The organism is Streptomyces sp. NPDC059875, from assembly GCF_042731085.1.
Classification (GTDB): Bacteria; Actinomycetota; Actinomycetes; order Streptomycetales; family Streptomycetaceae; genus Streptomyces.
In genome coordinates, this window is sequence record NZ_JBHWJZ010000026.1 from 1 (window position 1) to 25,520 (window position 25,520).

Annotated in this window: 24 protein-coding genes and 1 pseudogene; 9 read left to right on the forward strand and 16 right to left on the reverse strand. The window is 71.2% G+C overall.

What is annotated here, in order from left to right; genetic code table 11:
- Both ACFV9D_RS27765 and ACFV9D_RS27770 read left to right on the forward strand, forming a co-directional pair.
- A partial coding sequence (locus ACFV9D_RS27765; RefSeq protein ID WP_385151773.1) for an anthrone oxygenase family protein occupies positions 1-343 on the forward strand: 343 nt, incomplete at its 5' end.
- 232 nt (positions 344-575) lie between these two features.
- The gene (locus ACFV9D_RS27770) at positions 576-1,001 is read left to right on the forward strand and encodes a DUF4267 domain-containing protein (RefSeq protein WP_385151776.1); all 426 of its coding nucleotides are present in this window, start codon (positions 576-578) and stop codon (positions 999-1,001) included.
- Positions 1,002-1,221: 220 nt separating this feature from the next.
- Here ACFV9D_RS27770 and ACFV9D_RS27775 read toward each other — a convergent pair whose 3' ends face one another.
- On the reverse strand, positions 1,222-1,644 hold the full coding sequence (locus tag ACFV9D_RS27775; RefSeq protein WP_385151779.1) for a MarR family winged helix-turn-helix transcriptional regulator: 423 nt from the start codon (positions 1,642-1,644) through the stop codon (positions 1,222-1,224).
- A gap of 171 nt (positions 1,645-1,815) precedes the next feature.
- Between ACFV9D_RS27775 and eno the strand changes: the two genes are divergently transcribed.
- A complete protein-coding gene (gene eno / locus ACFV9D_RS27780; RefSeq protein WP_385151782.1) occupies positions 1,816-3,093 on the forward strand; it encodes a phosphopyruvate hydratase in 1,278 nt (425 codons plus the stop codon).
- A gap of 40 nt (positions 3,094-3,133) precedes the next feature.
- On the opposite strand, the gene ACFV9D_RS27785 is transcribed toward eno, so the two are convergent.
- The 3 genes from ACFV9D_RS27785 to ACFV9D_RS27795 form a co-directional block, all read right to left on the reverse strand.
- Positions 3,134-4,399: an NAD(P)/FAD-dependent oxidoreductase gene (locus tag ACFV9D_RS27785; RefSeq protein WP_385151785.1), complete on the reverse strand. Its 1,266-nt coding sequence runs from the start codon at positions 4,397-4,399 to the stop codon at positions 3,134-3,136.
- A gap of 140 nt (positions 4,400-4,539) precedes the next feature.
- Complete coding sequence (locus ACFV9D_RS27790; RefSeq protein ID WP_385152049.1) at positions 4,540-5,193, reverse strand: DNA alkylation repair protein; 654 nt, start codon at positions 5,191-5,193, stop codon at positions 4,540-4,542.
- 282 nt (positions 5,194-5,475) lie between these two features.
- Complete coding sequence (locus ACFV9D_RS27795; protein WP_385151787.1) at positions 5,476-6,327, reverse strand: aldo/keto reductase; 852 nt, start codon at positions 6,325-6,327, stop codon at positions 5,476-5,478.
- A gap of 185 nt (positions 6,328-6,512) precedes the next feature.
- On the opposite strand from ACFV9D_RS27795, the gene ACFV9D_RS27800 reads away from it, so the two are divergent.
- Positions 6,513-7,421 carry a helix-turn-helix transcriptional regulator gene (locus ACFV9D_RS27800; RefSeq protein ID WP_385151791.1) on the forward strand — a complete coding sequence of 303 codons (909 nt, stop codon included), beginning with the start codon at positions 6,513-6,515 and terminating at the stop codon, positions 7,419-7,421.
- A gap of 118 nt (positions 7,422-7,539) precedes the next feature.
- Here the strand turns inward: ACFV9D_RS27800 and ACFV9D_RS27805 are convergent, their stop codons facing one another.
- The 6 genes from ACFV9D_RS27805 to ACFV9D_RS27830 form a co-directional block, all read right to left on the reverse strand.
- Complete coding sequence (locus ACFV9D_RS27805) at positions 7,540-7,773, reverse strand: ferredoxin (RefSeq protein WP_385151794.1); 234 nt, start codon at positions 7,771-7,773, stop codon at positions 7,540-7,542.
- Positions 7,774-7,777: 4 nt separating this feature from the next.
- Positions 7,778-9,034 carry a cytochrome P450 gene (locus ACFV9D_RS27810; RefSeq protein WP_385151797.1) on the reverse strand — a complete coding sequence of 419 codons (1,257 nt, stop codon included), beginning with the start codon at positions 9,032-9,034 and terminating at the stop codon, positions 7,778-7,780.
- A 76-nt stretch (positions 9,035-9,110) separates the two neighbouring features.
- Positions 9,111-9,902, reverse strand: a complete 792-nt coding sequence (locus ACFV9D_RS27815; protein WP_385151800.1) for an ABC transporter permease — start codon at positions 9,900-9,902, stop codon at positions 9,111-9,113.
- Complete coding sequence (locus ACFV9D_RS27820; protein WP_385151803.1) at positions 9,902-10,906, reverse strand: ATP-binding cassette domain-containing protein; 1,005 nt, start codon at positions 10,904-10,906, stop codon at positions 9,902-9,904. The genes ACFV9D_RS27815 and ACFV9D_RS27820 overlap by 1 nt, the downstream gene beginning before the upstream one ends.
- Positions 10,907-11,013: 107 nt before the next feature.
- A complete protein-coding gene (locus ACFV9D_RS27825) occupies positions 11,014-11,904 on the reverse strand; it encodes a DUF4097 domain-containing protein (protein ID WP_385151806.1) in 891 nt (296 codons plus the stop codon).
- A gap of 123 nt (positions 11,905-12,027) precedes the next feature.
- Positions 12,028-12,558, reverse strand: coding sequence for a hypothetical protein (locus ACFV9D_RS27830; protein WP_385151809.1), 531 nt, complete (start codon positions 12,556-12,558; stop codon positions 12,028-12,030).
- Between the two features lie 351 nt (positions 12,559-12,909).
- Here ACFV9D_RS27830 and ACFV9D_RS27835 point away from each other — a divergent pair, with 351 nt between their 5' ends.
- Positions 12,910-15,159 carry an MMPL family transporter gene (locus tag ACFV9D_RS27835; RefSeq protein ID WP_385151812.1) on the forward strand — a complete coding sequence of 750 codons (2,250 nt, stop codon included), beginning with the start codon at positions 12,910-12,912 and terminating at the stop codon, positions 15,157-15,159.
- 145 nt (positions 15,160-15,304) lie between these two features.
- On the opposite strand, the gene ACFV9D_RS27840 is transcribed toward ACFV9D_RS27835, so the two are convergent.
- Entirely contained in the window at positions 15,305-15,718 is a 414-nt protein-coding gene (locus ACFV9D_RS27840) for a hypothetical protein (RefSeq protein WP_385151815.1), read from the reverse strand.
- Positions 15,719-15,989: 271 nt separating this feature from the next.
- Positions 15,990-16,959 (reverse strand): annotated as a pseudogene (locus tag ACFV9D_RS27845) (helix-turn-helix transcriptional regulator).
- Between the two features lie 117 nt (positions 16,960-17,076).
- Between ACFV9D_RS27845 and ACFV9D_RS27850 the strand changes: the two are divergent.
- The 4 genes from ACFV9D_RS27850 (at position 17,077) to ACFV9D_RS27865 (ending at position 20,362) form a co-directional block, all read left to right on the forward strand.
- Complete coding sequence (locus tag ACFV9D_RS27850; protein WP_385151818.1) at positions 17,077-17,502, forward strand: VOC family protein; 426 nt, start codon at positions 17,077-17,079, stop codon at positions 17,500-17,502.
- A 155-nt stretch (positions 17,503-17,657) separates the two neighbouring features.
- Positions 17,658-17,984 (forward strand): PadR family transcriptional regulator, encoded by a 327-nt coding sequence (locus tag ACFV9D_RS27855; RefSeq protein ID WP_385151821.1) that lies wholly within the window; start codon positions 17,658-17,660, stop codon positions 17,982-17,984.
- The gene (locus tag ACFV9D_RS27860) at positions 17,981-19,195 is read left to right on the forward strand and encodes a hypothetical protein (RefSeq protein WP_385151824.1); all 1,215 of its coding nucleotides are present in this window, start codon (positions 17,981-17,983) and stop codon (positions 19,193-19,195) included. Before ACFV9D_RS27855 ends, ACFV9D_RS27860 begins: the two co-directional genes overlap by 4 nt.
- Positions 19,196-19,318: 123 nt before the next feature.
- Positions 19,319-20,362, forward strand: coding sequence for a substrate-binding domain-containing protein (locus ACFV9D_RS27865; protein ID WP_385151827.1), 1,044 nt, complete (start codon positions 19,319-19,321; stop codon positions 20,360-20,362).
- A gap of 276 nt (positions 20,363-20,638) precedes the next feature.
- On the opposite strand, the gene ACFV9D_RS27870 is transcribed toward ACFV9D_RS27865, so the two are convergent.
- The 4 genes from ACFV9D_RS27870 to ACFV9D_RS27885 form a co-directional block, all read right to left on the reverse strand.
- Complete coding sequence (locus ACFV9D_RS27870) at positions 20,639-21,349, reverse strand: sulfite exporter TauE/SafE family protein (protein ID WP_385151830.1); 711 nt, start codon at positions 21,347-21,349, stop codon at positions 20,639-20,641.
- Positions 21,346-22,827 carry an amidohydrolase family protein gene (locus ACFV9D_RS27875; protein ID WP_385151833.1) on the reverse strand — a complete coding sequence of 494 codons (1,482 nt, stop codon included), beginning with the start codon at positions 22,825-22,827 and terminating at the stop codon, positions 21,346-21,348. Before ACFV9D_RS27875 ends, ACFV9D_RS27870 begins: the two co-directional genes overlap by 4 nt.
- Positions 22,824-24,218 (reverse strand): uracil-xanthine permease family protein, encoded by a 1,395-nt coding sequence (locus ACFV9D_RS27880; RefSeq protein ID WP_385151836.1) that lies wholly within the window; start codon positions 24,216-24,218, stop codon positions 22,824-22,826. The genes ACFV9D_RS27875 and ACFV9D_RS27880 overlap by 4 nt, the downstream gene beginning before the upstream one ends.
- Positions 24,219-24,427: 209 nt before the next feature.
- Complete coding sequence (locus ACFV9D_RS27885) at positions 24,428-25,477, reverse strand: saccharopine dehydrogenase family protein (protein ID WP_385151838.1); 1,050 nt, start codon at positions 25,475-25,477, stop codon at positions 24,428-24,430.
- Positions 25,478-25,520: the final 43 nt, after the last annotated feature.

Genomic DNA, 25,520 nt, shown 5'->3' on the forward strand with positions numbered 1-25,520 from the left:
CGAGGACAGTGCCCAACTCGGCCATGCCCACGGGGGCCGGATGCTCGGCGCAGTGATGCCGGTCTGGTACATCGGCTCGCTCGTCCTCGTCGCGGCCTGGGCCATCGCCGGATGGCACCACCACGGCACCGGCCTCGTCGTCACCGCCGGCGCACTGCTGATCCTCAGCGTGATCATGTCGATCCTGCTGCTCGTCCCGATCAACAACCGGAACAAGACGTGGACCCCCGACAACCGGCCCGCCGACTGGAAGCAGCAACTGAACCGCTGGAACCGCTTCCACTACATCCGCGTCGCCGTCATCATCGCCGCCTTCACCCTGCTCGCCGCCGCCCTCACCTGACACCGCGGACCGACCCCCCGCTGGTGGCGCGCGATCCCCACTCCCCGGGCGGCAGCTCGCCACCGAAATCCCGACATCCGGGAATGCACGTGCCGCTCAGATCCCACACCCGCGATCCCGACAAGCCGCGCCCCTCGACCAGCCGCGTCCGCGCGGCCTGATCAGGCCTCACACGACTCAGCAAGCTCCACGAAGCTCACCAAGCCGACGCAGACTCGCAAGGAGAAGAACAATGTCACTGACGAAGATCAACACCTTCCTGGCCGCCGCCTTCATCCTCTTCATCCTCTGGTTCGGGACGGAGTTCATCCTGAGCCCGGAGACGACGGCACCGGGCTTCGGCCTGCCGAGCTGGCCGTCCGGCGACGGCGGCGGCTTCCTGATCATCAAGGGAATCCGCGACGTCGTCCTGGCCCTGGTCCTGGGCATCCTGCTGGTGACGGGCCACCGCCGGGCACTGGGCTGGGCGCTGCTGGTGGAGGCCTTCGCCGCGTACGGCGACATGACCACCGTGCTGACCCACCACGGCTCCGTGGCCACCGCGCTCGGCATCCACGGCCTGACCGCGACACTGATGGTGGTCAACGGCCTGCTGATCATGCGCGAGACCCGCAAGGTCGCGGCCACTCCGGCAGCGCCCGCCCCGCAACCCGCCTAACGCCGACGCCAGTTGAAGAGGAGGGCCCATCAGCACCGGGGCCGGCGTCCTGCTGGCGCAACCGCTCGGAGTACGGGCCAACATGTCCTATCGGCAGGTACGGCTCGATGAACTCCACTCCACGTCGGTCAGCTCCGCACGCGTCACGCAAGACGATCCACCGGATCGAGGATCGGCACGCGGGGAGAACCCGCTCGTTGATCACGACCCGATACACGCCCTAGTGCGCCGCGAGCCTCTCCACCAGCCCGATCCCCCGCGCCAGCAGCTCCCGCTCCTCCCCCGTCAATTCCGCCTCGATCGCCCGCGCAAGCCAATCCACCCTGCGCCCCCGCTCCTCCTCCAGCAGCGCCTGGCCCGCAGAGGAGAGCTCGACCAGGCTCTTGCGGCCGTCGGTCGGATGCGCCCGGCGCGTGATCAGCCCCTGATCCATGAGCAGTCCGACGGCTCGGGCCATGGACTGCGGGCGTACCCGCTGATCGGCCGCCAGTTCGCTGGTCGTCATCGCACCGTTGCGGTCCAGCGCACCGAGGACGGCCACCTGGCCGAACGGCATCTGGTCCTCGAGCTTCACGCGCCGCGTGAGCTTTCCCATCGCGGTGCGCAGTTCGGCCGCGATGGCGGCGGATTCCGGAAGGGGCATACCGAATTTTAACGCAGCACAGCTGCACAGCAGGAGTGCGCAGCAGGACTGAACAGCAGAGCTGAACAGCGAAACTGCGCAGCACTGCTGTAGAGTTTCCCGCGCCGGGTCCAGCGCCACCGTCGCCGCAGCCGAACCCGGCACGCATGCGACAACGGGGAAGGAACTCCCATGACCGCCATCACCTCCGTCACCGGCCGCCGCGTCCTCGACAGCAGGGGCAACCCCACCGTCGAAGTGGATGTGGAACTGGCAGACGGATCCATCGGCCGGGCCGCAGTCCCCTCCGGCGCTTCGACCGGCGCCCGCGAGGCCGTCGAACTCCGCGACGGCGACCCGGCCCGCTGGCACGGAAAGGGCGTGGACCACGCGGTACGCCACGTCAACACGGAGCTCGCAGCCGCCGTCACCGGTCGCGAGGCCGAGGACCAGGCCGGCCTCGACGCCGCCCTCGTCGCCACGGACGGCACCCCTGCCAAGTCCAGGCTCGGCGCCAACGCGATCCTCGGGGTCTCCCTGGCCACCGCCAAGGCCGCGGCCGCCGCCCACCGCCTGCCGCTCTACCGCTACCTCGGCGGCTCCGACGCCCGGCTGCTGCCCGTACCGATGATGAACATCGTCAACGGGGGCGCGCACGCCGACAATCCCCTGGACTTCCAGGAGTTCATGATCGCCCCGATCGGCGCGGAGACCTTCGCCGAGGCCGTGCGGATGGGGTCCGAGATCTTCCACACCCTGCGCCGCGACCTCCTCGCCGCCGGGCACTCCACGGGCGTGGGCGACGAGGGCGGCTTCGCACCCGCCCTGCGCACCGCCGAGGAGGCCCTCGACTTCGTGGTGGCCGCCGTCGAGCGCACGGGTTACCGGCCGGGCACGGACATCGGCCTGGTCATGGACCCGGCGTCGTCCGAGTTCTTCCGCGAAGGCGTCTACGACTACACCGGGGAAGGAGTACGGCGCACACCGGCCGAACACGCCGACTACCTGGTCAAGTTGATCGACGCCTACCCCATCGTGTCGATCGAGGACCCGATGGCCGAGGACGACCTGACGGGGTGGCGTGACCTGACCGCACGGGTCGGTGCGCGCTGCCAGCTCACCGGTGACGACGTGTTCTGCACGAACGAGACCCTCCTGCGCGAGGGCATCGGCTCCGGCGTCGCCAACTCGGTCCTCGTGAAGGTCAACCAGATCGGCACCCTGACGGAGTCCCTGGCCACCGTCAACGCCGCCCACCGGGCGGGCTACACCGTCGTCATGTCGCACCGCTCGGGAGAGACGGAGGACACGACGATCGCGGACCTGGCGGTGGCCACGGGCTGCGGCCAGATCAAGACCGGATCACTGTCCCGCTCCGACCGCACCGCCAAGTACAACCAACTCATCCGCATCGAGGAGCAGTTGAGCGACAGCGCCCAGTACGCGGGCGCGGAGGCGCTGCGCCGCTAGGGCCTGTCAGCGGTCGAAGGCGTCGAGGTGCCGGGGCAGTTCAGCGTGTGGGTGGCGTGGTCGGCCCGCGATGTTTGATGTTGACGGCCGTGGCCTTGGCCAGTGCCTTGGGGTGCAGGAAACCCAGCGGGCCGATCAGGCGGGATGCGAACAGGTGCATGTGGCGCGCCACCGAGTCGTCGCGTGCTGCCGCCGAGAACATCAGCCGTTCCACGGGATTGAACGGGCGGGCCTTGGCGAAGTCGGCGGCCAGGTACTGGTGACCGCGCAGTCGGCGCTGGTGTGTGCGTGCGTACATGGCGAGCGACTTGTCGAGGTCGCCCCGACCGGTTGCGGCCGAGGCGACCGACTCGGCCAGCCATTGCGCGGACTCCAGCGCCCACCCGCATCCCACTCCCCACAGGGGATCGCCCGTCAGGGCGGCGTCGCCGATGAGCGCCACGCCCGGTGCGGTCGGCTTGCGGCTGTGGAGCGGGTAGTTGACCGTGCCGATGATCTTCGTGAGGCGCTCGGCGGAGTCGATGGGCGGTGCCTCGGGCAGGGCGCGGACGAATGCGAGGAAGCTGCCCTCCAGGTCTTCCCGGAAGGCCGGCAGCCGCTCCTTGTGCGGGAGCACCGCGAGGACCGTCACGCCGTCGTCGTTCGGAAACGCGTACGCCATATCGGGTTCGAGGAACCAGGCGTGAGCGATCCCGCCGTGCAGCGGAAGGTTGCGGAAGTGCGCGAGATAGCCGAAGCGCGTGTTCTCGTACTGTCGAGCAGGTACCTCGGCGAACTTCGCCACGGGCGAGTCCTTGCCGTCCGCCCCGACCACCAGGCGGGCCCGGATCTCGCGCTCGCCCTGTGGTGTCGACGCGCGCACCCCCACGGTGCGACCGGCTTCCTGGACCAGTCCGGTCACCTGATGGCCGAGGAGCAGATCGACGCCGGGTGTCTGCGCCGCATGGGACCTGATCAACGGATCGAGGGTGCTGCGCCGAATGTTGTACCCGTACGGCAGCTCGGGTCCCGCCGGCGCGGCCCTCGGCTCTATCCATCCCCAGCGGGTGTACCAGCGGGCCTCGTTGCGGACGGCTCCCGCCTTCTCGAGAGCGGGGACGAGGCCGAGTTCGTCCAGCACCGGGTAGGCGTTGGCCGAGAGGGAGTGGGTGCACAGCACCTTGTACGCTTCGGGGTCCGAGCGGCGTTCCAGCAGTGCGACGCGGACACCGCGTCGAGCGAGCAGGATCGCCGCGGCGCTGCCGGCGAGGCTGGCTCCGCTGATGACGACGTCGTAGTCGTGTCCCGCGCTCTCAGGCCTGGTCATGCGCTGATCGCCCCCTTCGGGTGTGTGGTGCCGTTCATGGGAGCGGCGCAGCGCGCCGCTGTCAGGCACATGACCAATTGTAGAGAGTGGTTGATCGGGTGATGGGTGATCAGACTGCGGCGGCGGACGAGTTCCGCTGATCAAGCCACCGTCTTGTCGTTCTGCCGGCGCACCATCTCGGTGATCCAGACGGGCGCGAACGGAGACGTGCAGCCCGGGGACGTCGGGTAGTCCCTGAGCACCTCCAGGCGCTCGCCGATGTCGATCGCACGGGTGCGCTGCTCGGGGTGCTCGATACCGATCTGGGCCAGGCAGTGGTTCATTGCCCACTGCAGGCGATCCGGGGCGTCCTTCATCTCCGTCTCGATGATGTCGAGCAGTCCTGCGAGGTCGAGGCCCTCGGGCTTCTTCGCCACGCGTTCGGTGGTCAGCGCCCAGCCGGCGCTCGCGACCACGGGGTCCGGATCGGCGGACCAGGCCAGGCGCAGCTCTTCGGAGTGCGGATTCTTCTTCACCACGTAGTTCACGAGCCAGTCGTGCACCTTGGGTGTGCGCGCCTCGCGCACCATGGCGTCCAGCTCGTCGCGCCCGAACGCCTTCGGGCGGCAGATCAGGAGGGCCAGCAGTCTCGCCGCGGTGTCGTCCGTCTCCCAGAGTCGGCACGCGAGGTCCTGCTGTGTCTTCAGCCGCTTCGCGAGCGCGCGCAGCTTGCCGAGGTTCACACCGTGATCGTCACCGTGCCTCTCGTTCACCTCGCGCGCTTTCGGGTCCTCGAGTTCGGCCAGCTCGGCCATCACCTCGGCGACCGTCGTCCCGGTCGGCGTCGTCTCGGCCACAGCAGCCTCCTGTCCCTCACGTGCGAGATTCACCCTACGACGGAAGTCGGCGTCCTGACGTACGCGCGGTTCGGCGGGCCCCGAACCCCCTCAGGGTCGGCTGACGGAGACGGGCAGCCCTCTGCGCCGTAGCCATGCCGCTGTCTCGGCGCCCGCTCCTCTCACCTCCTCGCCGATGGTCGCGCCGGGGCAGGAGGTGACGTGACGCGGATGCCCTTTGACAGCGGATGTCCCTCCGGGTCAGGCGTCGAGGCGGCGCTTTGCGAGCCAGTCGACCATCTTCGGGTCGTGGTGGTCGAAGAACAGCGTGCTTCCGGTGTCGAGGGTGGCGATGGCCGCCATCTGCTCGTCGGTGAGCTCGAAGTCGAAGATGTCGATGTTCTCCTTCATCCGCTCGGCGCGGACGGACTTCGGGATGGCGACGACGCCGCGCTGGGTCAGCCAGCGCGGCACCACCTGGGCGACGGACTTGCCGTGCGCGGCGCCGATCTCGCCGAGCAGGGGGTTGGTGAACAGGTTGTTCCTGCCCTCGGCGAAGCCGCCCCAGGACTGGATCTGGACGCCGCGCTCGCGCATGAGGTCCTGGTCGGCGGTGCGCTGGAAGAAGGGGTGGGTCTCGATCTGGTCGACCGCGGGCGTGATCTCGTTGTTGAGGAGGAGGTCGAGGAGCCGGTCGGGGTAGAAGTTGGCGACGCCGATCGCCCGGGTCAGGCCCTCGCGGTTGAGGTCCTCCATGGCCCGCCACTGGCCGTACACGTCCCCGTACGGCTGGTGCATCAGGTACAGGTCGACGTGGTCCAGGCCGAGCCTGACCAGCGAGGCCTCGAAGGCGCGCCGGGTGTTGTCCTGGGCGGGCGAGTCCTGGATCCAGAGCTTGGTGGTGACGAACAGCTCCTCGCGCGGAATGCCACTGTTCCTGATGGCGCGGCCGACGGCCTCCTCGTTGCCGTAGGCGGCGGCCGTGTCGAGCAGTCGGTAGCCCGCCGCGAGGGCTCCGGTGACGGCCTGCTCGGTCTGCTCCGGCGGGATCTGGTAGACGCCGAAACCGAGGATGGGCATCCTGACGCCATTGTTGAGGGTGACGTACTGCATCGTTCTTCCGTTCGAGTGAGGTGCTGGGGTCGGGCCGGTCCGGTGATGGCCGGGCGAGAGGTGGGGCTGGTACTCCTCCACCTTCAGGCCTTTTCCCGATCTGTGGCAGGCCGGGCTGTGCGGGGGTAGTGACAGGGCCCCCCACCGCACGGCCGAGCAGGTCACAGCGGTGTGAAACTGAATCCATGGCACACGAGCGCACCCCGACCGGCAACGGCGGCGGCACGGAGCTGGGCCGCTTCCTGCGGGCCCGCCGCACGCAGACGCGGCCCGAGCAGGTCGGCCTCACCATCGGCGCCGGCTTGCGCCGCACCCCCGGTCTGCGGCGTGAGGAGCTCGCCACGCTGGCCGGGATCAGCATCGACTATTACGTACGCCTGGAGCGCGGCAAGGAGACCCGGCCAAGCCCCGCCGTCCTCGACGCCCTCGCCCGCGCGCTCCACCTCGACGACCAGGAGCACCAGCACCTGCGCGAGCTGGCCGTTCACGCCGCGCGGTACGCACCCGAGCCGCCGCCCCCGCCCAGCCGCACCGTACGCCCCCACCTCAAGCTGCTCCTGGAGACGATGCGCCCCAACCCCGCGTACATCGTCAGCCGCAGCATGGCCTTCCTCGCCTCCAACCCCGGTGGTCTCGCGCTGTACGCGGGCCTGGCGGACTGGCCGGCCACACAGCGCAACCTCGCCCGCTACCTCTTCCTCCACCCCGCCTCACGCGACCTGTTCCCCGACTGGGACCGCCAGGTCCGCGCCTGCGTCGTCCGTCTTCGCGCCACCGCCGGCACCGCCCCGGATGCCCCCGACCTGACCGGTCTCGTCGGCGAACTCCTCCTCAAGAGCCCCGACTTCGCGGGGCTCTGGGAACGCTACGAGGTCACCGGCGACAAGCCCGCCCGCAAGACGTTCCACCACCCCCAGGTCGGCACCCTGCACCTCACCGGCCAGTCGGTGTTCCTCGACGGCACCCCGGGCCAACGCCTCGGCGTCTACACCGCCGAACCCGGCACCGCCGACCACGACGCCATGATCCTGCTCGACATGACCGCACCCAGGTCCGCCTCCCCGTCGCGAAGCAAACAGCAACGGCAGGCGTGACCACCGTGCCCCGGATCCGACGGCGGCACCTCGTCGGACGGGGCGTACGCGTCCGCACACGCGAGAGCCCCCACCGGTGCACGGTGCGGGGTTCTCGGTCCGGGACGTGCCACGGTCGCTACGCGTCCGTGGAATCCCGGGAGTCGAGGGCGATGGCTCCGGTCGGGCAGAGCCCGGCCGCCATCCGGGCGGCGGCCCGGTGCTCGGGGGCCGGCGTGGGGTGCAGGAGCACCACCAGGCCTTCCTCGTCGTCCTGGTCGAAGACCTCCGGTGCTGTCAGGGCGCACATGCCGGCGCCGGCGCAGCGGTCACGGTCCGCGCTGAGGCGCAGCGGCTCTCGTGGATCGCTCATGGTGCTACTCCTTGTCCCAGGTGACGGGCAGGCTGATCACGCCGTAGATGTTGGATCGGTCCCGCAGAGGAACCTCCTGCGGCGGTACCGCGAGGCGCAGGGTGGGGAAGCGGGCGAAGAGCGCTGGGAACGCGACGGTCATCTCGACGCGGGCGAGCTGCTGGCCCAGGCACTGGTGGGCGCCGTGGCCGAAGGACAGGTGCCCCGTGGCCCTGCGGTGGATGTCGAGCCGGTCGGGCTCGAGGAACTTGTGCGGGTCGCGGTTGGTGGCCTGCACGGAAATCGTCACCGTCTCGCCCGCCCTGATGAGCCGGCCCTCCACCTCGACGTCCTCGAGCGCCGCCCGCGGCAGCGGGTCGGCCACGCTGAGGTAGCGCAGCAGCTCCTCCACGGTCTGCTCGGCGAGCGCGGGGTCGGCGCGCAGCGCCTCGAGCTGGTCGGGGTTGCTCAGCAGGGCGAAGGTGCCGAGGCCGAGCATGTTCGCGGTGGTGTCGAGCCCGGCGGCGAGCAACAGCCCGCCGATTCCGGCAAGTTCCTCGTCGGTGAGGTCGGAGGTGGTCAGATCGCTGAGCAGGTCGTCGGTGGGCTCGGCGCGCTTGGCGAGGACCAGTTCGTTCAGGTACTGGAGCAGCGCCATATAGGCCTCGCCCTGCGCCTCCGCGTTCGCCGTCTGGTCGAAGATGGTCGCCACGTGGCTCTGGAAGCGCTCCCGGTCGGCGTACGGTACGCCGAGCAGCTCGCAGATCATCAGCGCGGGCACGGGCTGGGCGAACGCCTCCACCAGGTCGACCGTGGGCCCCGCCTGTTCCATGGCGTCCAGGCACTCGGCCGTGAACTGCTCCGCTTGCTCGGTGAGTTGACGCATCCGGCGGACGGTGAACTTGCCCGTGAGCAGGCGCCGGTAGCGCGTGTGCTCGGGGGCGTCGAGGCCGATCATGTCGCCGACCGGCGCGGGCGGCATCCCCTCCGCCGCGCCCTCGATCGGCATCGGCGGATGCATGAGTTCGTAGCGTGAGCTGAAGCGGGGGTCGGACAGGATCGCGCGGGCGGGGGCGTGTCCGGTGACCAGCCAGCCTATGTGTCCGTCGGCGTAGCGCATGCGGCGGATCGGCTTGTCGCTGAGCGCGGCGAGTTCGGCGGGCGGGTCGAAGGGGCAGCCGGTGCGCCGGTCGCCGGGCAGGGTGGGCAGCTCATCGGTCGTGGTGTCGTCGGCGGTGGCGCCGGCCGCGGTGGTCCCGGCGGCCTTCGGGTCGTACGACATGAATCCTCCTGCGATCGTCGGGTGGGGTGTGGTGCAGGTGGTGCGTATCGGTGAAGTGGCGCGAGGAGAGCGGCGGTTACCGCTTGGCGCCGGTCTTGAAGGTGCGGCGGGCCCAGACGTAACCGACCAGGGAGAGTCCCACGGTCCAGGCGAGGCCGATGACCGCGCTGGATCCGATCTCGGTGCCGAGCCACAGACCGCGCAGGGTCTCGGTGATCGGGGTGAAGGGCTGGTACTCCGCGAACCAGCGCAGGCCCGTGGGCATGGAGTCCGTCGGCACGATGGCGCTGCCGATGAACGGCAGGAACGTCAGCGGCATCGGGATGTTGCTGGCGGACTCCACGTTCTTGGCGACCAGGCCGATGCCCGCGGAGAGCCAGGTGAGAGCCAGGGTGAGCAGGCCGAGGAGGCCGATGGCGGCGGCCCACTCGACGGGCGTCGCGTCGGGACGGAAGCCCAGCAGGAAGGCGACGCCGATGACGAGCGTGATGCCGATCATCGTCTGGATCACGCTGCCCACGACATGACCGGTCAGGAACGAGGCCTGCGAGATCGGCATCGTACGGAAGCGGTTGACGATGCCCTCGGTCTTGTCGACGCACACGCTGATCGCGGTGGTCAGGGCGCCGGAGGTGGCGGCCATCAGGATGATGCCGGGCGCCAGGTAGTCGATGTAGTCGCTGCTGCCGGTGGGCAGTCCGCTGATGCCGGCGCCCAGGGCGGTGCCGAAGGCGTAGTTGAAGAGCAGCAGCATCATGATGGGCATGATGGCGACCATGAGCGTCAGGGACGGGTAGCGCATGGCCTTCTTGAGGTTGCGCCGCAGCATCGTCCTGGAGTCTCTGGCTGCGAAGGACATGGTGGCCATCAGACGTTCTCCTTGGGCGAGCCGACGGCGTCGGCGGCGCGGGGCTGACCGGTGAGGGTCAGGAAGACGTCGTCGAGGTCGGGGGTGTGCACGGTGAGCGACTCGGCCTGGACGGCGGTGGCCTCCAGGGTGTCGAGGACGGCCCGCAGGTTCGGGATGGAGCCGTCGCTGGGGATCTGCAGGGTGAGGGAGTCCTCGTCGCGGGTGGCGATGCCGAAGACGCCCGCGGCGGCGTCCAGAGCCTGGGCGTCGGCGAACCGCACCCGGATGTGACCGCCGGGGATGCGCTGCTTCAGCTCGTCGGCGGTGCCCTCGGCGATCAGCCTGCCGTGGTCCAACACGGCGATCCGGTCGGCTAGTTGGTCGGCCTCTTCGAGGTACTGGGTGGTCAGGAAGATGGTCACGCCGTCGTCGGCGACCAGCTCCCGGATGATCTCCCACATGGTGCGCCGGCTGCGCGGGTCGAGTCCCGTGGTGGGTTCGTCGAGGAAGATGATCCGCGGATCGCCGATCAGGGTCATCGCCAGGTCGAGCTTGCGCCGCATGCCGCCGGAGAAGGTGACGGCGGTCTTGCCCGCCGCCTCGGTCAGGTCGAAGCGGCGCAGCAGGTCCTTGGCCCGCGCCTTGCCCTCGCGCCGGTCGAGGTGGTGCAGATCCGCCATGAGGAGCAGGTTCTCCTCGGCGGTCAGCAGGTTGTCCACGGCCGAGAACTGGCCGGTGACACCGATCACGGAGCGCACCGCGTCGACGGCCCGGGTCAGATGGCGGCCCGCGACCCAGGCCTCGCCCGCGTCGGCGTCGATGAGTGTCGAAAGGATCTCCACCGTGGTGGTCTTGCCGGCGCCGTTCGGCCCGAGCAGCGCGAAGATGGTGCCTTCGGCGATGTTCAGGTCGATGCCGTCGAGCACGAGCTTGTCGCCGTAGGACTTGCGCAGTCCGGTGGCGCTGATCGCCGGCGCGGGCGCGTTCGCGACGATCGGCGCGGATGTCTGGGTGGCAGTCATGCCGCTTTCCCTTCGGGGATGGGGAGTTGGGGCTGCTCCGGGTCAGGCGCGGCGGACGGCGTCGCCCGGCCGAGTCAGGCGCGGCAGGTGACGCTGTCGCCCGCCGGTCAGGCGCGGCGGATGATGATGTCGCCGGTCGAGGTCCGCGCATGTACCTCGACGGTCTCTTCGGATTCCGTGGGCCCCGCGGCGGAGCCGAGCGAGTTGCGCACCATGCCGAACTTGGTGTTCACGTCGAGCCAGGCGGCGGTGCCCTCGTGGATCCCCACTTCGAGGTCACCCACGGACGTGCGCAGTTCGATCCGGCCGCGGGTGACGTCGCCGACGCGGATGGCGCCCATGGCCGACCTGGCGTCGACGCCGGCGTGGGCCACGTCGATGTCGATGCGGCCGTTGGCGTTCTTGGCCTCGACGGTGCCGTGCGCGATCCCGACGGAGAGGTCGCCGTTGGCCGCATTGGTCTTCAGACCGCCGGTGACCTCGCCGACCTCGGTCGCGCCGTTGCTGTTCTTGACGGTCGCCGCGCCCGCGACCGTGCCGATCTCGATCCGGCCCGCGCCGACGACTGCGACGTCACCGGTCGAGCGGGCCAGGCGGATGTCGCCGGTCGCGGTCCTGAGGTCGGCCCCGGCCGCCTCCTCGACCTGGAGGTCACCGAGGGAGGTCTTGAGCACGGCCTCCCCGAGACGGCCCTCGCAGTAGAAGTGTCCGAGGCCCGTGGTGCCCCGGACGTCGGATCCGGCGGGCAGTTCGATGGTCACCTCGACGGCGCCCGGCTTGCCGAACACGGACCGGTTCTTGGGCGTCTTGACCGAGAGGCGCCCGCCGGAGCAGCTGACCTGGGTCTGCTGTACGGCGCGTACGTCCTTGTCGTTGGAGCCGTCGCGTGGGAGCACCTCCACGACGGTGTCGGTGCGCTTCCCCGCGGTGATGCGGGCGGTGCCGGCGTCCAGCTCGACGACGGCGGAGATCGGTTCGGGGGTCTCGAAAGTAGGCATGGCTGTCCCGTCCTCTTGGCTCGGTTGGGTGATCCCGCTGGTGAGGCGGGTGAAGGGTGAAGGGTGACGTCGGCAGGAGCGGTGCTCCCGCCGGTGAAAGTGGAGTGGGCCGGGCCGGTGGCCCTAGCGGACCCAGCCGGTGAAGCCCCGGCCGCCCGAGTCCTTGCCGCGGCCCGGCGGGCTCGGGCGTTCCCCGCCGTCAAGGGCGGTGGACACGGCCCGTACCAGCCAGGCGTTGACCGACAGGCCCTCCGCTGCCGCCGCGTCCTCGGCGCGGGCCTTGAGGTAGGCGGGGAGGCGGAAGTTGATCCGGGCCATGGAGCCGTCGTCGGCGTCCGTGGGCGGCGGTGGCGACGTGGGTGCGGCGGGCGCCGCCACCGGTGCGTAGGCCTCCTGGAACGGCTCGGGTGCGGGCGGCGCGGTCACCACGAACTCCGGGTCGAGTCCGCGCAGCCGCACGTCGACCGAGCCCGGCGCCAGTTCCTGCGTGACCTCGCCCATGGCGGCGGACAGTGCGTTGAGGAGAGTCAGGCGGGCGGCGGATTCCAGGGGGGCGGTGAGCCGCTCGGCGAGGGCGCGGGCGTCTTCGCCGCCGGCGTCCGCCGCGACGGCGAGTTCGTGCCGGAGGTTGTCGACGTAGGGCGTGAGGTCCATGACGCCATCATGGCACACCTGCGGCGCCATTGCGAGCCACAATGACTCATTCGTGGCGCAGGCGCCTCTGACCTGCGAATTCTCCCACCCATCGGCGCGTCATGGCGCCGCCTTGACGGCTAGGTGGCTTGCGAAGGCGCCGCCGTGATGCCATGGTGGCACCACTGAGGTCAGCGGGTTTGGCGCCACCGCACTGCCGGTCTGGCGCCATTGCCGTGGCTGCATGCCCTCGGCTGCCGGCCACCCCTCGTACGTCCCGCTGCCGCACCCCGCTCAGCCCTGCGCGTTTCCCAGCCTTCCCCGCCCACCGACTTTCCCGGCTTCCCTGCCCACCGACAGGAGTTCCCACCCGTGGCTACCTTCCTCTACAAACTGGGCCGTCTCGCCTTCCGGCGGCGATGGCTGATGGCACTGCTGTGGGTGGTGATCTTCCTCGGTGCGGGCGTCGCCGCCTCCTCCGCGCCGACACCGCCCGCCGACACCTTCTCGATGCCCGGTACGGAGTCGCAGAAGGCCTTCGACCTCCTGGAGAAGAAGTTCCCGGGCGCGAGCGCCGACGGGGCGAGCGCCCGGATCGTGGTCCGCGCACCCGAAGGGGAGAAGATCTCCGCCCCCGCTCAGAAGGAGCACGTCGCGGCGTTGGTCGCGCAGTTGAAGAGGTCCCCGCAGGTGGCCTCGGTGAGCGACCCGTTCACGACGCAGGCGGTGAGCAAGGACGGCTCCACCGCCTACGCCATCGCCACGTACAAGGTCCCCGCCACCATGGTCGACGAGAAGGCGCACGACGCACTCGACGACGCGCTGGCCAAGGCCCGCTCCGGCGGCCTGACCGCGGAGGCCGGCGGCGACGCCGTGAAGATCGAAGCGGCGATGAGCGGCACGGGCGAACAGATCGGCATCCTGGTCTCCGCCGTGGTCCTGATCCTCACCTTCGGCTCGGCGATCGCCGCCGGAATGCCGCTGCTCACGGCCCTCATCGGCGTCGGCATCGGCATCTCCTCCATCACGGCGCTCGGCGCCACGCTCGGCCTGTCCGGCCCCACCTCGACCCTGGCGATGATGCTCGGCCTCGCGGTCGGCATCGACTACGCCCTGTTCATCGTCTCCCGCTACCGAGCCGAGCTCACCGAGGGCCGCGACCGCGGGGACGCGGCCGGTCGGGCGGTCGGCACCGCCGGCTCCGCGGTCGTGTTCGCCGGACTCACCGTCATCGTGGCCCTCGCCGGCCTGGCCGTGGTGAACATCCCGATGCTCACCAAGATGGGTCTGGCCGCGGCGGGCACCGTCGCCATCGCCGTCCTCGTCGCCATCACCTTCGTACCGGCGCTGCTCGGCTTCGCCCCGGTCAAGGTGCTGCGCCGCCGTGACCGCGCCCGCTTCTCCGGCAAGCCGCTCTCGGCACGTAAGCAGCGCAAGGCCGCCAAGCACGCCGAGAAGGACGCGCGCCGCAAGCCCAACCTCGGCTCGCGCTGGGCCGGTTACGTCCTGCGTCACCCCGTCGCCGTACTGCTCCTGGCCGTCGTCGGCCTGGGCACGGTCGCCGTGCCCGCCACCAGCCTGGAGCTCGGTCTGCCCGGCGAGGGCACGATGGCCCCCGACACCACCCAGCGCAAGGCCTACGACATGCTGTCGGAGTCCTTCGGCGCCGGGTTCAACGGACCGCTGATGATCACCGTGGAGGGCCGGGACGCGGCCGCCGCAGCCGACACCGTCGGCAAGAAGCTCGCCGAGCAGGAGGGCGTCGCCACGGTCACCCCGGCCACCGCCAACGAGACCGGCGACACCGCGATCCTCAACGTCGTCCCGACCACCGGACCCACCGACGCCGCCACCGAGGACCTGGTGCGCCACCTGCGCTCCCTCGCCGACGGCTTCCAGGCCGACACCGGCGCCGAGGTCCTGGTCACCGGCCAGACCGCGATGTTCATCGACTTCTCCAAGACCCTCGATGACGCGCTGCTTCCCTACCTCGGCCTGGTCGTGGGGCTGGCGTTCCTGCTCCTGATGGTGGTCTTCCGCTCGGTCCTCGTACCGCTCAAGGCCGCCCTCGGCTTCCTGCTCTCGGTGACCGCCGCGCTCGGCGCCGTCGTCGCGGTCTTCCAGTGGGGCTGGCTCGCCGATGTCTTCGGCGTCGACCAGCCGAGCCCGATCATGAGCACGATGCCGATCTTCATGATCGGTGTGGTCTTCGGCCTCGCCATGGACTACGAGGTGTTCCTGGTGACCCGCATGCGGGAGGCGTACGTCCACGGGGCCCGGCCCGCCGAGGCCGTCGTCACCGGCTTCCGCTACGGCGGCCGGGTGGTCGCCGCGGCCGCCGCCATCATGATCAGCGTATTCTCCGGCTTCATCGTGGAGGACAACGACTTCATCAAGATGATCGGCTTCGGCCTCGCGGCGGCGGTGCTCTTCGACGCCTTCGTCGTCCGCATGACGATCGTGCCCGCCCTGTTCGCCCTGCTCGGCAAGAGCGCCTGGTGGCTGCCGCGCTGGCTCGACCGACTGCTCCCCAACCTCGACGTCGAGGGAGAGAAGCTCTCCCGCACGACCCCGGCCGGCCGGGTGGCGCCTCCGCGCCGCGAACGCGAACTGGTCGACTAGCACGCCTGGTTGACGGTCCACAGGCCCAGCGGCGCGCCGCCGCTGGGCCTGCCGCGTGCGGCGACGGCGTATCCGCGCTGGAGGTGTGCCGAGGGGGATGAACGTGTCGAGGGCATGGACGGATTCGCCCGGAACCATCCCCGACTCAGCTGTGTCGCCGCTTCTCGAGCACACGATCGCCCTGCGTCCGCTGCCACAGTTCGTGGACCCGCAGATAGGGCGCGCCGGGCTCCGGGATCGGGTCCTCGCGCTGCCAGGCGCCGAGCCACTCCAGCGCGTGGTTGATCATCTCGTGCATCGAGCGCTTGTTCATGACGCCGGGATTGACGGAGTTCAGGGCCCACCAGTGGTTCAGCATGTCGAGCACGTGGAGAAGCCGTTCGCGCAGCGCCGGGTTCCGCAGGGTTCGGGCGGCGGCTTCGGCCGGTGCGAAGATCTCCTCGAACCCGCGGTTCCACTCGCTCTCCCTGGCGCTCGTCATGAGCCCCACCCAGGCGATCCGGTCCCTCGCCTGCCCACGGCCGTACTCGGCGGGCATGCCGGACAGATGCTGCCGCATCCGAATGAGCTCACCGACCAGCGCCGCCGCCGCGGTTCCCTCCGCCGCTTGTCGCCGCTCTCTGGCAAGTCTCTTCTGCTGATAGACGGTGCCCTGAAAGGACAAGGTTGCACCGACGAGGGCTCCACCCAGTCCGAACGCGGCCGTGATCCACTCACACTCTCTCAACATCGGGCCGGCGGCCTGCGGTGGGTACCGCTGAACGAGTAGGCGATGGACCGCAAAAGACAGCGGCGTTGCCGTACGGCCTTCAGTACCGAGCCGACCCCGTTCAAGCGGGCGGCGGGGCCGGTGTGGTGGTTGCGGCGGCGGCGTAGCGGCGGGCCAGGTGGGCGAAGGCGTCCTTGAGTTCGGGCGGGCCGACGACCTCGATGTCGGCGTCGAATCTGCCGATGGCGGCGGCCAGGCCGGGCCATGACCACGAGCCCAGGACGAGCCGGCAGCGGTCTCCGTCGAGTTCTTCGACGACGCCGTCGCGCGTGTACGGCGACACCTCGGCGGCGGGCAGGTCGAGGATCACCTCGCCGCGGCACGGCCACTCGTCGGCGCCCCGGAACCTCGCGGCCACGAAGGCCGCCGCCTCCGGGTACCTCGCGCGGGGTGAATCGGGGTCCCGTGGGGGTGCGCGGGGTGATCCGGTCGGCTCGGAAGGTGCGCCAGTCCTCGCGGTCGAGGTCCCAGGCGACGAGATACCAGCGCCCGCCCCAGGTCACGAGGTGATGCGGCTGCGCCAGGCGGGGCGGGGCGTCGGCGGCCGCCCCGTAGTCGAAGCGCAGCACCTCACGGGCGTGCACGGCGGCGCTGAGCGCCGTCAACACCCCGCTGTCGACTTGCCGTTCCGGACGGGTCCCGGGCTGCTGGACAGCCGTGAGCCTGAACGTGTCGATCCGGCGGCGCAGCCGGGCGGGCATGACCTGTCGGACCGTGGTCAGCGCGCGTGCCGCGGCCTCCTCGATGCCGGCGCCGCTGGTGGTGGCGATCTGGAGAGCCACGGCCAGCGCGACGGCCTGCTCGTCGTCGAACAGCAGCGGCGGCAGTTCCGTTCCGGCGTCGAGCCGGTAGCCCCCGTCCGGCCCCTTGGCGGTCAGGATCGGGTAGCCGAGCTCGCGCAGCCGGTCGATGTCGCGGCGCACGGTGCGCGGGCTGACGTCCAGCCGCTCGGCCAACAACGGCCCCGGCCAGTCCCGGCGCGCCTGGAGGAGCGAGAGCAGCGACAGCAGTCGCGCTGAGGTCTTCTGCATGATCGCCATCCTGCCCGAGTCCGCCCGAAGAAGCGGCCACAACCTGTCCTCTTCTCCTGCGACGGTGGTCATCGAGCGATCGGCACCGGCCGATACGTCGAGCGACAAGGAGCCACCATGTCCGTGAACGCCGTGACCCACCTGAACTTCCGAGGCGACGCCCGCGAGGCACTGACCTTCTACCAGTCGGTATTCGGCGGGGACGTGGCCGTGGTCACGTACAAGGACGCCGGAAACGTCCAGGAGCCTTCCGAGGCGGACCAGGTGATGTGGGGTCAGGTGGCTGCCGACAGCGGGTTTCGCGTGATGGCCTACGACGTGCCCGCGAGCCTTCCGTGGGCCAGGGGCGAGAACGCGTTCTTCGTCTCGCTCCGCGGTGAGACGACCGAGGAGATCACCGCGTACTGGGCGAAACTCTCCGAGGGCGCGACCGTCGTGCGACCGCTGGGGCCGGCGCAGTGGGCGCCGCTCTACGGGATGCTCAAGGACCGCTACGGCGTCACCTGGGTCGTCGACGTCGTCAGCGAGTACGCGGCCTTGTGAGCACCCCATGTGCCGCGCCATCTCGGGCGCGGGGAGCGGGCGTTCGCGGGCGCGGAGGGTCACGGCTTCGCGAATTCTCCGGTGTGTCCGCGGCTCGCCGTCTCGCTTCTCCCGCGCTCTGGGCAACATAACTCTACCTATATAGAGTTAGCCGCGTGACCCGTTCCCGACGCCCCTCCGCGCAGACCACGGCCGTGGTCCTGGCACTGGCCGAGGAGCCGGCCGCCTGGCGGTACGGCTATGAGCTGTGCCGGCACCTGGGCATCAAGCCCGGCTCGATGTATCCGATCCTGATGCGACTGACCGACCGTGGCCTCCTGGAGACCAGCTGGGAGACCGGCCTCCCCGCCGGCCGGCCGCCACGCCACCTGTACCGGCTGACCGGCTCCGGTCGGGCGCTGGCCACCGAGCTCGCCGCCGCCCCCGTCGGCGCGACGGCGACCCGGCGGTCCGATTCGAGAGTGAGGTGGCAGGGCGCATGAGCTGGACCCTGCGCAGGTTTCAGACCGTCACGACCTGGGGCGTCGTGGTCGCGTGGGCGGCGTTCTGGATCGTCGCTCTCGCGCTCGCCGACCCGCTGCCCACGCCCGACACCGCCGTCGCGTTCCTCGTGCTCCCGCCACTGCTGTGGGTGCTCGCCGCACGGTTCGTGCTGCGTCACTGGTGGGCCGCCGTCGGCTCCCGGATGGCCGCGATGGACCCGCCGGAGCGGTTGCTCGCGGCCGCCGTCGCGGCGCTGCCCGAGGGACGGCACGAGTGGGGCCGGGCGATGACCGCCGAGCTGGCCGAGGTGGAAGGGCGGTCGGACCGGTGGCGGTTCGCGCTCAGCAGTGCGCGGGCCACGCTGTGGCTGCGCCCCGCCGTCGGCTGGCCCGTGCTCGCGCTCGTGACCGGCGCGGTCGTGGCCTCGGTGGCGGTCGTCGGTCCGGCGGTCGGCGCCGCGGTGCCCGGACTGCGGGTGTTCGCGGTGAGCTTCACCGGGCTTGTCGGTGCGATGGTCGTCCTGGCCGTCGCCCGCTCGCTCCGGCCGCGGCTGCCAGTGCCGATTCCGACGGTCCTGGTGACCGGTGGCGTGGTCGCGGCGATCGGCGTGACGGTCTCCTTCCTGCACCGGCAGCCGACCGCGGCCGAGCACCTGCCGCCGGTCGCGGCCGTGTTTCTCGCCGCTGCGCTGGCCGGCTGCCTGTGGGTCGCCGTGGCGGCACCGCGGTGGCTGGGCACCGACCGGCTCGGGCCGCACCTCGGCACGGGCGCCGCCGTCGTGTTCGTGGCCTGGTTCCTGCTGATCGTCCGGACCGACGGGGCGGAGCCTCCGCTCCCGCTCGTGCTCCTCCTCGCGCTCGTGCTCCCGCTCGCACCGGTCGCCGTCTTCCTCGTCCCGGCGTTCGCGGCGCGACGGGCCGGCCGGTCGTTCCGCTCGGGCCTGCAGGCCGCCGTCTGGATGGTGGCCGCCACCGTGCCGCTCACCTACGCCCTCTGGCTGCCCGAGGCGCTGCGCCGTCACGCCGTCGACGGGACACTGCTCGTCGGCGAGGGCGAGCCGGCTCCCGTGGGCGTGAACCTGGCCGACGCCCTGTACTTCTCCCTCGGCGTCTTCCCCGTGCTCGGCCTCACCATCGGGGTGATCGCCGCCGGTCTCGGAGCGCGGAACGCGCGCCCGCCCGCGGTCGCTCCGCCTCGACCCCGTACCTGACCGCATCCCTGACCCGGCTCGTACGATGCGGGCGCTTCGGCGCCCGCATCGGCACGCCCGCCGCGCCGTTCGGCGAAGATGGTGGGGTCACCCGTCCTTGTCACGCGAGGAGCGTTCGCGCACATGCCCAGTTCCGGTCCGGGTCCGAGGCCGCCGACGATCGCCGATGTCGCGCGCGTCGCCGGGGTGTCGCGTACGACGGTCTCGCACGCCCTCAACGGGATCGGCAAGGTCGACCCCCGGACCCGGGAGCGCATCAAGCAGGTTGCCACCGAGCTCGGTTACCGGCCCAACCTGCGGGCGCAGCGGCTGAGGCGCGGGCAGGCGAAGGCCATCGCGCTCGCTTCGTCCATGCCGTTCGCGGTGGCCGGCGGGCCGTCCCGGCTCGGCTTCTACATGGAGGTCGCAGCGGCTGCCGCCGAGAGCGCCCTCGTGCACGACTACGCGTTGGTGCTGGTGCCTCCCGTGCAGTCCGGCTCCGCCCTGTACTCCGTCGACATCGACGGGGCCATCGTCGTGGAGCCCGACGTGGATGACGCGGCCGTGGCCACTTTGAAGGAGCGCGGGCTTCCTTACGTTGCGCTCGGCAGGCCCGTGTCGCCGGAGGAGGACGTGCCGTACGTCGACCTGCGCGGCGGGCTCGTCGCCGAGCTGCTGCTGGACCATCTGCGCGAACAGGGCGCGCGGCAGCCGGCGCTGATCATCGGCTCCGGTTCCCGGCACTCGGCGGTCGACGCGCGCGCCGCCTTCGACCGGGTCGCCGAGGAGCACGGCTGGGTGCCGATCGTGGCGACGGCCCCCGAGGCGGGCGGTGAGCAGGCCGGGTACGAGACGTGCGCCGCGCTGCTCGCCGAGCACCCCGGAATCGACGCGGTCTGCGCGCTCGTGGACGCCTTCGCGGTGGGCGCGGTGCGGGCGATCGGGGACAGTGGGCGCACCGTCCCGGACGACGTCATGGTCGTCACCCGGTACGACGGTCTGCGCGCCCGTACCTGCGAACCGCCGCTGACCGCCGTCGACCTGCACCTGGACCGGGCGGCGGCCGACGCGGTGCGGCTGCTGCTGGGCCGGCTCCGCGGTGACTCCGCCGCCACGACGGTGGCGACGGTGCCCGAGCCGCGGGTGATCGCCCGTGCGTCGTCCCTGCGGGGCGCGGCGGGGCGGTAGGAACATCCGCGGCCGGTCGACCCGGCGGCCCGCACCGTGGCGGCGGAGCCGGGTGGGCGGCACCCCGGCCGCCGCACCCGTGCCGCCGGCGCCTAGGAGCCGCACCCAAGGCGTCGGCATCGAGGAGCCGCACCCAAAGGCGTCGGGACCAAGGGACCGACCCGCGGCGGCACCGAGGAGGCCGCACCCCATGGCGGCAGCACCGAGAGGCCGCACCCAAGGCAGCGGCGCCGAGAGCCGCACCCATGGCGTCCGCGCCGGGGACGGCGGCCGGCGTCAGATCCCGAGCATGAGCACCACCCCCGAGACCAGGGCGAAGACCAGCACGAACAGACGCGTCCGCCGCGCGTCGAGCCGATGGTGCACCAGGCGGCTCAGCCAGGCGCCCGCCGCGATCGCCGGCAGCAGCGCGAGTGCCCACCCGAGGTCGGCCGGGTTCCCCTCCCCCGTCGCGAACAGCAGCAACAGCGAGGCGACTTCACCGACGAGGAAGCACGCGGCGACGGTGGAACGCAGCTCGGCGGGCGGCCGATGCTGGTAGACCAGCGCCAGCGGCGGGCCGCCGACCCCCGTCGCGGTCTCCGTCAGGCCGGTCACCGCACCCGCGCCCACATAGGCGGCCCGGCCGGGTGTGAACGCGGGCGCCGCGAGGCTCACGGCGGCGGCGAGTACGGTGGCGAGGCCGACGAACAGGCCGATACTGCGGTCCGGTATCAGCCAGAGCAGCGCCAGACCGCCCGGCGTGGCGGCGAGCCGCGCGGCCGTGATCCAACCCGCGCCGCGCAGATCGAGCGAGGCCCGTTCGCGCCAGGCGACGTACACGTTGAGCGGGACCATCGACGCCAGGACGAAGACCGGAAGCAGGCCGGGATCCAGGATCCCGGCCACCGGGGCGACGATCAGGGCGAAGCCGAGTCCGCTGCTTCCCTGGACGAACGCGGCGGCGGCGACCGTGACGGCGAGCACCGCCAGTGTCTCGGTGGTCACCGCGCGGTGCCCCGTTCCCGTGCCTCCGTGTCCGGTACCGCCTCGTCCCTCGCCGCCACGCCCCCTGCCGCCACGCCCCCTGCCGCCATGTCCCGTGCCTCCGTGGACGTGGGGTGTACGCGGGTGATGGCGGCCCTGCCCACGGCGGCGCGGGCCAGTTCGGCCGCGTGGCGTACGAGGGCGGAGCCGTCCCAGTCGACCGGCCCGCCGCACCACAGGCGCAGGCGTCCTCCGACGAACACGGCGGTGATCTGGTCGCGGTTGCCGCGCCGTACCAGCTCCCAGGGCAGGTCCCAGGAGAGCGCGAGTTCGGGGGTGGTGACGTCGACCAGGAGGAAGTCGGCGGCCAGCCCCTCGGCGATCGTGCCGGTCCTCGTGCCGAGTCCGACGGCGTCGGCGCCGCCGCGCGTGGCGTGCTCCAGCCAGGTCCAGCCGGCGCCGCAGGACGAGTCGCCGGTGACGAGCCCGTACGCGAGCCGCTGCGCGAACTCGGCCGCGTCGGCGAGCCGGAAGCCGTCGCCCCGGGTGCCGTCGGTGCCGAGTCCGAAGCGGACACCGCGTTCGGCCATGGCGGTGGCGGGCGCGACGGCGTTGCCCTTCCACGCGCTGGCGACGGGGTTGTAGCTGACCGCCGTCCCGGTGTCGGCGAGCAGGGTGAGCTCGCGCGGGGTGAGGAGGGTGGCGTGCGCGGCGAGCAACTGGGGTCCGAGCGCGCCGATGCCGTGCAGGTACTCGAGAGGGCGCAGTCCATGGCGTTCGAGGGAGCGCTCGACCCCCGCCAGGTGCTCGTTGACGTGGATCTGGACGACCGCCCCGGACTCGGCGGCAAGGTAGGCGGTGCGCCGGAGGGTCTCCTCGGTGGCCGCCTCGGGGATGGAGACGGCGAGGGAGGGGTGCAGCAGCGGGTCGCCTTCGTAACGCGCGAGGTGCTTCTCGGCGCCGGCCAGAACGGACGGGTCGGACGGGTCGCAGGGGTTCCCCTGCTCGGCGTCGTTGCAGACGAGCCCCAGCACGCAGCGGATCCCGGCGTCGCGGGCGGCGGACGCGACGACGTCGATGTCCACGTCGGCGCGGGTTCCTGCGTCGGCGACGGTGGTGAAGCCACCGCGCAGTGCTTCGTACGCCGCCAACTTGGCTGCCACGTACGCCGATTCCTCATCCAGCTCGCCTTCGAGCGGCACCCACACGCGGCGGAAGATCTCCGACGGCTCCCCGAAGGCGAGTGCGGAACCGAAGCTCTGCGTGAGGTGGTGGTGAGCGTCGACGAAGCCGGGCATGAGGAGGTGGCCCGGCAGGCCTACGGGGTCGAGGTGCGGATGCGTGCGCACCAGCTCCTCGGCGGGTCCCACGGCGCGGAAGGCGCCGTCGGCGACGACGACGGCGTGGCCCTCGGCGGGTCCTTCGAGCAGCAGGACGGCGTCCGGTACGAGGAGGAGAGGGCCCGAGCCGCTCAGATGGTCGTGGGTGAGCCGGTTCATCGGTCGCTTTCCGTACAGGAGTCGGCCGGGCGAGCGGTGATGGCCGGCCTGACGTGGTGGAAGAGGATGTTGAGGACGGCGGCGACGAACGCGCCGACGGCGACGCCGCTTTCGAGGAGGATGCGGACGTTCGGCGGGAAGCCGCCGTACACGCCGGGAACGAGGATCGGCAGCAGACCGAGTGCGAGGGCGACGGCGCAGATGAAGGTGCTCGTGTGCTTGTCAAGATCGGAGCGGCCGAGCATCTGCACGCCGAGCACGGTGATCACGGCGAAGACGACCATCGCCGTGCCGCCGACGACCGCGGACGGGATGACACTGATCGCGCGGGTCACGGGCGCCAGGAACCCGATGACGACGAGGACGACGCCGGCGGCCGCGGTCACGAACCGGCTGCGTACGCCGGTGACGCGGACGATGCCGATGTTCTCGCCGCTGGTGACCATGAGCGGCAGCCCGAAGAACCCGCCGAAGAGCGAGGTGAGCGCGTCACCGCGGACGGTCTTCGGGACGTCGGATCGCTTGTCGATCTCCTTGCCGACGGCTTCGGCGTTGATGACGGTCTGGCCGGTGGCCTCCGCCATGGAGGCGAGGCTGTAGAGCATCAGCGGCAGGGCGGCGACCAGGTTGAACTGGGGTGAGCCGAACGGCATCAGCTGCGGCACGGTGAACAGGCCGCCGTCGGCGGCCCGGCCGAGGTCGATGCCACCGAGGAACGCGGCGAGAGCGGCGCCGGCGAGGAGTCCGAGCATGACGGCGAGCTGGCGCAGTATGCCGGTGAAGAGCAGGTAGAAGACGACGGTGAAGCCGATGGTGGCCATGCCGAGACCGAGGTTGACGGGGTCGGCGAAGCCGGGCTGTCCGGGGCGGCCGGTGACGAGGACGGCGCCGACCTTCACCAGGTTGACACCGACGATGACGATCATCGTGCCGATGACGAGGGCCGGGAAGAAGGCCAGCAGCCGCGAGAAGACGGGCAGCACGACGAAGTAGAAGGCGGCGGTGAGGATCACCGCGCCGGTGGCCGTGCGCAGACCGTGCTGTTCGGCGATGGCGAGGAAGAGGATGAGCGGCGCGCCGCCCGGCAGCATCACGAACGGCAGCCGGGGCCCGAACTTCCACGGGCCGAGCGACTGGATCAGGGATCCGACTCCGGAGAGCACGAAGGCGGCGGAGAGCAGGTTGACGGTCAGTCCGGGGTCGAGGCGGAGGGTCGCGCTCATCAGGAAGATCGCCGAGATGGGGGTGGCGGCCATGACGAGGACGTGCTGGATCCCGAAGAGCAGAATCCGGCCGAGGGGGCGGGACTCGTCGACGGGGTGGGGAGTGGCGGGTGCGGGTGCGGGTGACTGTTGTTCCGTGCCGGGCAGGGTCTGGCGGGGACTGGACACGTTCAGGCTCCGTTCGGGCGTTGCTGCACGCTCGGATTTCAGCCGCGATCCGGCCCTGGACGGAGAGCCAATGCGATGTGGCCAAATCGATTTGGCCGCCAGTATCGAAGGGCTGTCGCCGAGCGTCAAGGGGCGCGGTGCGGGAGACCGTCCACACACCACGACCCTCGACGGGCCTGCTTGATGCTGTGCGATGCAATACGTCGGGCCTAGTGGGGCAGGTCGATCACCATGTGCGGGGACAGGGCACGGAGGAAGTCGGGCGCGTCGAAGATCGCGCCGGCGGAGGCGACACCGACCGTCTTCGTCCGCCCCGTCAGGACACGGTGGACCGCCTCCACCGCGAGCGGCGCGCTGACGGCGTAGATGTCCTGGCCGCGCGCCACGGCGCGCCGTTCCAGGCCGCCGGAGTGCACGACGACGTCGACGACGAAGGTCTGCTCGGACCGACCGCGCTCGTCGACCGCGGTCGGCGACGGCGTGTCCGGAGCGGCCAGGTCCTTGGCCGCCTCGACCGCCATGTAGGTGCGCACGTCGGGGATGTCCAGGTGGCTGGGGACGGTGACCACGTCGGCCATGCTGAACTCCCCGATCACCTCCCGGGTCCCCATCGGGTCGGGAAAGGACCACTTCAGGGTCGGCAGCGCACCGTCCCCGTACTCCAGCCGCCCGTCGCTGTAGCGGACGCGCCGGCCGTCCCTGCGCTGCCGCGAGACCGCGCCTGCGGCGCGGGTTCCGGAGGTGGGGTGCCAGCTGCTCAGCCCGTACGCGACATGCGCCTCGTCGGCCGTCGCCCAGTCGCCCATGGCCGCGGTGACCAGCAGGTCGCCGAGACCGCCGAAGAAGGCCATCGCGGGGATCACGACGGTACCCGCGGCGGTGGCGCGGTCCGCGAAGTGCGCGAACGTGTCCAGATTGGCCTCGATCTCGGCGGCCACGTCCACGTACGGGATCCGGGCGCGCAGCGCGGCCTCGATCACCGGGGCGGCGGTCGCGGCGAAGGGGCCGGCGCAGTTGATCACGGCGGCCGCACCGGCCAGCGCACGGTCGAGTGCCGCCGGGTCGTCGACCGCGGCGGGCCGGACGTCGAGCCCCGGATGGGATGCCGCGAGGGCCCGCAGCTTCTCCGCGTCACGCCCGGACAGGATCGGAACGAATCCTCGGTCCAGCAACTCCGCCACCACGAAGCGCCCGGTGTGCCCATAGGCCCCGAACACCGTCACCGCACGCCCCGAACCGACCTCACTCGTCGCACTCATCGCACTCTCCCGCCGTCGCCGATTGTTCAACTGTGAACATTCT

What these genes read in the sequence shown, in the direction of transcription:
- ACFV9D_RS27840 (WP_385151815.1), bottom strand. Translation starts at nt 15,718, where the DNA reads ATGCGGCAGCATCTGTCCGGCATGCCCGCCGAGTACGGCCGTGGGCAG.
- ACFV9D_RS27805 (WP_385151794.1), bottom strand. Translation starts at nt 7,773, where the DNA reads ATGAGCGATCCACGAGAGCCGCTGCGCCTCAGCGCGGACCGTGACCGC.
- ACFV9D_RS27885 (WP_385151838.1), bottom strand. Translation starts at nt 25,477, where the DNA reads ATGAGTGCGACGAGTGAGGTCGGTTCGGGGCGTGCGGTGACGGTGTTC.
- ACFV9D_RS27830 (WP_385151809.1), bottom strand. Translation starts at nt 12,558, where the DNA reads ATGGACCTCACGCCCTACGTCGACAACCTCCGGCACGAACTCGCCGTC.
- ACFV9D_RS27810 (WP_385151797.1), bottom strand. Translation starts at nt 9,034, where the DNA reads ATGTCGTACGACCCGAAGGCCGCCGGGACCACCGCGGCCGGCGCCACC.
- ACFV9D_RS27795 (WP_385151787.1), bottom strand. Translation starts at nt 6,327, where the DNA reads ATGCAGTACGTCACCCTCAACAATGGCGTCAGGATGCCCATCCTCGGT.
- ACFV9D_RS27770 (WP_385151776.1), top strand. Translation starts at nt 576, where the DNA reads ATGTCACTGACGAAGATCAACACCTTCCTGGCCGCCGCCTTCATCCTC.
- ACFV9D_RS27785 (WP_385151785.1), bottom strand. Translation starts at nt 4,399, where the DNA reads ATGACCAGGCCTGAGAGCGCGGGACACGACTACGACGTCGTCATCAGC.
- ACFV9D_RS27790 (WP_385152049.1), bottom strand. Translation starts at nt 5,193, where the DNA reads ATGGCCGAGCTGGCCGAACTCGAGGACCCGAAAGCGCGCGAGGTGAAC.
- eno (WP_385151782.1), top strand. Translation starts at nt 1,816, where the DNA reads ATGACCGCCATCACCTCCGTCACCGGCCGCCGCGTCCTCGACAGCAGG.
- ACFV9D_RS27860 (WP_385151824.1), top strand. Translation starts at nt 17,981, where the DNA reads ATGAGCTGGACCCTGCGCAGGTTTCAGACCGTCACGACCTGGGGCGTC.
- ACFV9D_RS27820 (WP_385151803.1), bottom strand. Translation starts at nt 10,906, where the DNA reads ATGACTGCCACCCAGACATCCGCGCCGATCGTCGCGAACGCGCCCGCG.
- ACFV9D_RS27865 (WP_385151827.1), top strand. Translation starts at nt 19,319, where the DNA reads ATGCCCAGTTCCGGTCCGGGTCCGAGGCCGCCGACGATCGCCGATGTC.
- ACFV9D_RS27800 (WP_385151791.1), top strand. Translation starts at nt 6,513, where the DNA reads ATGGCACACGAGCGCACCCCGACCGGCAACGGCGGCGGCACGGAGCTG.
- ACFV9D_RS27815 (WP_385151800.1), bottom strand. Translation starts at nt 9,902, where the DNA reads ATGGCCACCATGTCCTTCGCAGCCAGAGACTCCAGGACGATGCTGCGG.
- ACFV9D_RS27825 (WP_385151806.1), bottom strand. Translation starts at nt 11,904, where the DNA reads ATGCCTACTTTCGAGACCCCCGAACCGATCTCCGCCGTCGTCGAGCTG.
- ACFV9D_RS27850 (WP_385151818.1), top strand. Translation starts at nt 17,077, where the DNA reads ATGTCCGTGAACGCCGTGACCCACCTGAACTTCCGAGGCGACGCCCGC.
- ACFV9D_RS27875 (WP_385151833.1), bottom strand. Translation starts at nt 22,827, where the DNA reads ATGAACCGGCTCACCCACGACCATCTGAGCGGCTCGGGCCCTCTCCTC.
- ACFV9D_RS27775 (WP_385151779.1), bottom strand. Translation starts at nt 1,644, where the DNA reads ATGCCCCTTCCGGAATCCGCCGCCATCGCGGCCGAACTGCGCACCGCG.